At 59.9% G+C, this 1,698-nt stretch carries 1 pseudogene; it reads left to right on the top strand.

The features are described 5' to 3' along the window. Nucleotides 1–128: 128 nt before the first annotated feature. Nucleotides 129–1,698, top strand: a pseudogene (tnpC, locus tag QO231_RS26325) (IS66 family transposase); the annotation flags it as partial.

Below are 1,698 nucleotides of genomic sequence, written 5' to 3'. Positions count from 1 at the left end.
CTGGAAGGAATAGACTGGCGGATGCCACAACGGACATGGCGGCCATTGCAGGTCGGATAGTCCAATAAGATATAGGGATTGGTGCATTTTACGTTCCGTTCAGAGGGCCGGACGGATATGAATTTCGCATGCCCACAACCTTCAAATCCCTGCCTGATGACCCGACCGAACTGCGCGCTGTCAGCGAGTTGATGGCGGCGGAAATCAAGTCACAGGCCTATCAGATCGAGAATCTGAAAAAGGAACTGGCGGCACATCGCAAGGCCCGTTTTGGCAGCAAATCCGAGGCCATGGATCAGCTGGCGTTTGATCTACAGGAAGACGCCGAGATTGCCGTGTCGTCCGCTGCGCAAAGGGCGGCGCCGGAAACCGACGCCTATGAAGATGCCCCAGCCAGGCGCACCCACAATCGTGCGCCGCTGCCCGATCACCTTGAGCGTCAGGAAGAAATCCTGTCGCCGGGTAATGCCTGCGGCGATTGCGGTGGCGCGCTCAAGCAGCTCGGCGAAGACGTGACAGAAGAGTTGGAATACGTCCCCGGCCATTTTGTGGTGAAACGGATCGTGCGGCCGCGCATGACCTGCACCTGTTGCGAAGCTTTTGCGCAGGCCGAACTGCCCTCGCGCCCGATCACCCGCGCCCGATCACCTGCGGACGTCCAGGCCCGGGTCTGTTGGCCCATGTTCTGGTCGGCAAGTATTGCGACCACCTGCCATTATACCGCCAGTCCGAGATTTATGCCCGCGACAAGGTCGATCTGCACCGCTCCACGCTGACCGATCACTGACCGGCAGGGCATTGCGCAGCAATGTCCCGAGAGGTTGGGTGCGGCGATCAACAGCGCTGCTGGAACCTCTGGCCACCCATATCGGCAAGTTGGTTCGGGCCGGTCCTGCCTTGTTCGCCCCCTCTCGTGCATGTAAACATGCACTGCCGGGCAGTGGATGATACACCCGTCAAGTTGCAGGCCAAGGGCAAGGCGCAAACAGCGCGCCTTTGGAGTTATGTGCGCGATGAACACCCCTGGTGCGGGCAAGCGCCGCCCTGCGTGTGGTATCAGTTCAGCGTGGACCGGAAGGGCGAGCACCCCGCATCCCATCTCAATGGATACAATGGCGTAATCCACGCCCCCTCTCGGCAGCATCCTGCGGATGCGCCTGCCGGGCAATGGATGGCTTCACCGGGTTCAATGGCCTGTTCGAGGCAGATCGCGCCAGCGAGCAGGCCTGCATGGTCCCTTACGGCAGATTTGGCCTCGCCAAATCGCCTGTCGGGCAATGCATGTGCGCCGCAAGTTCGTCGATATCTATGAAAGCGAAGGGTCTGCCATTGCCGAGGAGGCGATCAAGCGCATCGCTGCCCTCTATGCGGTGGAAAAAGAGGCGCGCTATAAGTCCGATGACGCGCGCGTCGCGCTGCGACAGGACAAGGCAAAGCTGGTCTTTGATGACCTGGAGGCATGGCTCGCGCTGCAACTCCCCAAGATCTCTGGCAAATCGACGCTGGCGGCAGCTATCCGCTACGCCCTCGGCCGCATGCCCAAAGCACGTGCGTATCTCGAAAATGGCAAGCTGGAGTTGGACAACAATATCTGCGAGCGATCAATCAGACCTGTGACCTTAGGGCGCAAAAATTACCTGTTCATGGGATCGAAAGGCGGCGGTGACGCCGCTGCCATCGCCTACACCCTCATTGAGA

The organism is Sedimentitalea todarodis (assembly GCF_032595355.1).
Taxonomy (GTDB): Bacteria; Pseudomonadota; Alphaproteobacteria; order Rhodobacterales; family Rhodobacteraceae; genus Sedimentitalea; species Sedimentitalea todarodis.
Note: the sequence above shows the minus strand (reverse complement) of the source record. Positions and strands in the feature narration are given on the sequence as shown.